Raw genomic sequence first — 4899 nt, 5'->3', positions numbered from 1 at the left:
ATCAGTGACCTCGCCGACGACTTACGGGGCGAGCGCTCGCCCGAAGAGGTCTTTGCGATTGCGACCGCGCTCTATCAGAAACTTGGTGACTTGATCCTGTTAGGGCGCGGCGCTTGGACAGGCCGGGCCAAGTGGTTGCCAAGAAAGCTGAAGGAGCTAGACCTCGAGATCGCAGATAGATTTGAAAACGCGTTTCAATGCGCAGCCGAGGGGCATGCAGGGCCGCTGTTGGCCATCGCAGAAAGCGAACTGGACCGTCATGGCGGACGCTATTTTGCGGGCTACAAATTAGATGCTCCGCCTGAAGCTAGAACTGCGATAAAATCCGACATTCCATAAACAATTCTATCGGAAACTCGTACTCGCTTTTGTCACCGTTACCAGGGCCCAACAATGAGTTCCGGCCAGGTCTGGACCAGACGTTTGGCTTTCTCCTCGTAACTGGCTCTGTTGGGCAACGCGCGGTTTGGGCGAACGCGCATGGCGAATAGGTCCTCAAGACCGAAGGGGCAAAGGACGCTGAGGTTACCATCCTTGCCGAGCCGAACCCCCAGGGCCTGCACTGTAAGAGGGTACTGCCGGAACACATCATCGGGATGGGCGACCGGAGGGCAAGGAAAACCGAACCGCTCCTCGAACCACAGCGGCACTCGGGCATGGTTGCGGACTTCAACATCTCCCGGCAGCGGCGGCATGGCAGCGGCAACCCGCTGTATGACCGCGTCCTCGGCCTCCCAGGACAGATCGGAGCTGTCGAAGTAGACAAGATCATAATCTTTGATCCCGGTCCCTCTCGGTCGGCCCATCAGAGCATTCCAGACCGTCTGGTAGACGCTCCCTCCGCCATCTATTATCGCTAAGCGCTTGCTTTTAAAGCAAAATCTAGAGGCTCGCAGCAGGCTTCCCCACCGGATTCCCCACCAATGACTAATGCATGAGGCTAAGCTTCAAGCCTGAATGCCTCTCGATGGTTGGAAGGCGAGGCTCTTAGCTGACTCACATCGGGGTCATATGTACGGTCTCGGCCCAGTCCTTGCAGGCGGTCTGCGAAGACAGAGTACTTGGGTCCACAGCGATGTCGGAGCCCTAACTCGACTCGGAGCAGGCAGTTGCTAAGGTCACTCGCTGTGGGCGGGCATTTGCTCCCGCTCAGAGATGAGACAGCCTCCGAATGGTTCAGCATAGGTTCGGTATTTCGCAGCGCAGAGCCATTTCTGGGCTTTTAGGCATCCTCATGCTCGCATGCACCGGGAGGGCCGCCCCTGCTGCGACGGCGCGCTTCATCTCACGAGCTGACCTTGGAATCAGTGTCATTCACCTAGAAGGCGAGCTTGTTAAGGGTGATCTGAAGCGTGTTCAGGCGCTTGTGCCAAAGGCGACCACACTCAACCCGCCTAATCAGGTCTATGTTTCCTTCCACTCGCCTGGTGGGCTCCTCTGGGAGGGGATCGAGATTGGTCGCTATCTTCGGGCGCAGGGGATTGGAGCCATTCTCCTTCCGAATGCAACATGCGTCAGCGCCTGTAGCTTCGCCTTCTGGGGGGGCTTCGACAAGGAGGGTCAAAGGCCGCGGCGGCTTGTAATGAGCGGAGCACGTCTAGGCGTGCACAGGGCATCTATCCCTCGTGAACGGTACCCGCGAGGAACTGCGGTGGACATGAATGCCGTGCTGGAGGCCGTCCAGAATAGAATCGCTTTGGTGATGGATTACTTGGGTGAAATGGAGGTTTCGCCAGACATTCAGCGGAAGAACTTCGCCACCGCCAGCAAGGAGATCTATTTCCTGAACGAGCGCGATTTAAAGGCCAACAACGTCCACTCCGCCGTACAATCTGTTATTGGATGGACGCTGACGAATCCGGAAAACGTCGCAACTTTGCTCCCACCTCTTTTGAAAGCGAAAACAGCATCCGTTGCGTATCCAAATTCACGGCTAGGTGAGCCCGAGGATCTCCGCATAGCACCTCTATCAGTGCTCAGTTTCGGTGGTCAGGGTGCGGGCATATTCCTCCATACCCGCGGATCGCTCCTTGCGAGATGGATGTACGGCTCAAGAAAAGGCAGTGAATGTTTCGATACGGATTCAATCTCTCACTATCCCGGGGATCTGAGCAGTGGACTAAGTCTCACAATATGTTTCGGTGATACTGTAGTTGGCAGCATGGCTTATAGCCCAGGTGTGTGGGATGGACAGTTCGACATTAAGAAGGTCAGCTTTGTCGACAATGAAGGACACGGTGAGCTTTTGACCGTTTCCCGAAGCCACTTCGTGGCGGCCCAAGGATGGACTCAGGAGTGGAAGAGGCTGGAGCAGCGGATTCATTTCGTACTCAGTAACCCTTCGAGAGCACAAAACTCATTCAATGCAATCTCCACAATCCAATTTGATTTGGACGGAGACCCAAAGACCTCAGAGTTGGTTGTCCATATACCGGAGCAGGTTCGCGGTCTTATTCAGCGCGCTTTGCAGCCCTCTCCTAAGAAAGCAACGAATTGACACTTGGCAACGAGGGCCGCTAAGCCTCGCCTCCTTGATTTCTGAATCGAAATCTCTTGGCTAAAGCCGCTCCATCAGCCGAGCCGCTGCTGCAACTTCGACTCTAAAACCCCATGACCTGCACGCAGCTGCCCTTTTGAAGCACGATCCTCGCTTTGACCGGACCTAGGAAGTGGACCCGTTATCGCCTCCGTTACGGATACCCGTAAGGCAGCCTTGAGACAGGTATTCGCGCAATGGCCGGGCTACGTCTCGCGACTTACTGAAGGGTTATAGACGAGAAGATGAAATCCTGCTGCCGACCATCATTGAATCGAATGCGAGACCTCAACGGAAGTCTTAAGGCTTCGCTGAAATAGGCCAAAACGATACTGGAATTTGCCCCTTTCCCGGAAGTGAGGTTCAACTTCTCAAGGACAAACACTGAGTACCGGCAGCCGCCGATTTCGACCTCGTCCGTGCCAGAAACCCGCATTTTCGAAACTAGACGTGTCTCCTTGTGGTCCGGCGTCCTCATAACGTATGCGAAGCGTATCTCCTCACCAACCTTCAATCTGAATTGCTGGTAGGGTGTCGTATATTCGAACGTCGTCGGGCCATTAAGGTGCCTTGTGAGGAGAGGGAACAGACCTTCGTGATAAACGGTTGAGCTGGTTAGGACCCCGTCCTCAATCCTCTGAATGGTCACCAACCTTTCGTTAGCCTGACTGATTTTGAACTGTGTATGCTTGTCTGCAGATGTAAGCGTAACACCTGCTTCGGCTACTTTGGGGCACTCTGCGACACAGGGACCGGCGATGAGTAAGGAGACGGCAATTCCGAGGGCAGCAGGGAGATCCAATCGAAGGTATCTACACATCGGTCCTCTCAGTTAACTGAGGTGTCCTCAGCCGTGCACTTACTGCGATACGGTGGCCAATAACCCAGGCCATTGAGTAATGAATAAGCCAGTCAGACCGGAATTTTCAACCAATTCCACTTCATCAGCCGCGCCGCCGCCCTACGGGCTGAGTATCGAGCACGTCCTCAGCGGCATCGTAGCGGATTCGTGCTGCTTGTAAGCGGCCAATGTATGCCTCTGCCCTTGTGCGGCACAACCGGTGAGCGGAATCATCTCTCGCCTTTGTGTTTCAGCGCTCGAATGGCAGCAGCAAGCTCTCGTGACACGAGCGCTTCGTTACCAGATAGTCCGGACCAAGAAGTGCGTCGTACCGCGTGCGGCGCTGGAGCGTGCATCCTAATGTTGGACCAGAGCCTCGGGATTGCCTGTCATATTCGAAGGTCCGGTGAGCCAGAGTCTTCATGTGACCAGGAAGCGAAACAACTGGGTCTGATGGTTCTCCGCTTGTCGGAAATTCGCTCTGCTTAGGGCTGGATCCTCAACCAAGGCCAACGTGCGCGGTAGTCTTCGGCCTTCTTCAGAAACAGATCTGGCTGGGGGTTCAGGGGGTTGATCCTCAAGACGCCCTCCCAAGTCTCTTCCAGACCATTTGGGGCGTAGAGTTTACCGGTAGCAACGTTGATCCCAACACAGGTGCAGGCGATCAGATACCGATCAATCCCATCTCTTGCGGATGCTAGGCGCGGGTAACAGCGTCCGAACCGCTGTTCGTACCAGAGATGAACCCGGGCTTGGTTCTTGAACTCAACTGCGGCGTCTAAGTCATCAAAGAGAAGCTTCCCTTGTTGGATCACAGCGTCCTCGGCCTCCAACGACAGATCGTCCTCGAAATAGAAGACGTCATAGTCCTTGATCCGAGCCTGCGGGGGTAGCCCAGAGCGTTGGTTCCAGATTGTCTGAAACAGACACCCCGCGGTGAGGTAACACTGGTTCAGTCGAAGCAGTGGGAGACGGTTGAGGATCGTTGTATTGATGGGATTTTCCATCACCGAGCGAATGAACGTTTCAACGGAAATAGGCACCTTCCGAATCTCTCCAGGCTACAGAGCTAGCATTCCGTGAACGGCCTTATCGGAAATTATCCTCAAGGCGTCTGAAACTCATCGACAGAGAATTTGGTCGGGAAGTGCTCCTTGAGTACATTCAACAGAGGCTCTTCGCCGGTCCAAAGAACGGCCTCCCAGTCACAGGCTTGAGCTGCGCGAATGTTCTCTGGTGTGTCGTCGATCAGAAGGATATGCCGACTAGTGTTCTCTGAAGGCTCGGGCGAACTGTTCTTCCATGGGCTTGAAGAAGTACTCGAACGGCGTGCGCTTGTTCACTTCCACAAACACCTCGGCCTGCATGCCGGCGATCAGCTTCAGGTTCTCCAGGCGCTGGATCTGATCCGCGGGCAGATCCACACGGATCGTGTAGAACGTCACACCCGTCTGCTGATCACGCGACACGTCCGCCGAGATCCGGCTCACCGTGCCGTGCAGCTCGGGCACCATGCGCTGGT

Annotated in this window: 4 protein-coding genes and 2 pseudogenes; 2 read left to right on the top strand and 4 right to left on the bottom strand. The window is 55.2% G+C overall.

Translation table 11 applies throughout. From position 1 onward, the window contains the following. Nucleotides 1-339, top strand: a pseudogene (locus tag LJD17_RS23870) (nucleotidyltransferase domain-containing protein); the annotation flags it as partial. 38 nt (nt 340-377) lie between these two features. On the opposite strand, the gene LJD17_RS23865 reads toward LJD17_RS23870, so the two are convergent. Continuing rightward, the gene (locus LJD17_RS23865; RefSeq protein ID WP_227386743.1) at nt 378-851 is read right to left on the bottom strand and encodes a nucleotidyltransferase family protein; all 474 of its coding nucleotides are present in this window, start codon (nt 849-851) and stop codon (nt 378-380) included. An 806-nt stretch (nt 852-1657) separates the two neighbouring features. Between LJD17_RS23865 and LJD17_RS23860 the strand changes: the two genes are divergently transcribed. Further along, nucleotides 1658-2497: a hypothetical protein gene (locus tag LJD17_RS23860; RefSeq protein WP_227386741.1), complete on the top strand. Its 840-nt coding sequence runs from the start codon at nt 1658-1660 to the stop codon at nt 2495-2497. A gap of 259 nt (nt 2498-2756) precedes the next feature. On the opposite strand, the gene LJD17_RS23855 is transcribed toward LJD17_RS23860, so the two are convergent. The 3 genes and pseudogenes from LJD17_RS23855 to LJD17_RS23845 all read right to left on the bottom strand — a co-directional run. Further along, nucleotides 2757-3338, bottom strand: a complete 582-nt coding sequence (locus LJD17_RS23855; RefSeq protein ID WP_227386739.1) for a hypothetical protein — start codon at nt 3336-3338, stop codon at nt 2757-2759. Between the two features lie 524 nt (nt 3339-3862). Then, nucleotides 3863-4420: a nucleotidyltransferase family protein gene (locus LJD17_RS23850; RefSeq protein WP_227386737.1), complete on the bottom strand. Its 558-nt coding sequence runs from the start codon at nt 4418-4420 to the stop codon at nt 3863-3865. A 222-nt stretch (nt 4421-4642) separates the two neighbouring features. Then, nucleotides 4643-4899: pseudogene (locus tag LJD17_RS23845) on the bottom strand (HlyD family type I secretion periplasmic adaptor subunit); the annotation flags it as partial.

The sequence above is a fragment of the Microvirga rosea genome (genome assembly GCF_020595095.1).
GTDB lineage: Bacteria > Pseudomonadota > Alphaproteobacteria > Rhizobiales > Beijerinckiaceae > Microvirga > Microvirga rosea.
The sequence above is the reverse complement of the archived record's forward strand: the minus strand, read 5'-3'. Positions and strand labels throughout refer to the sequence as shown.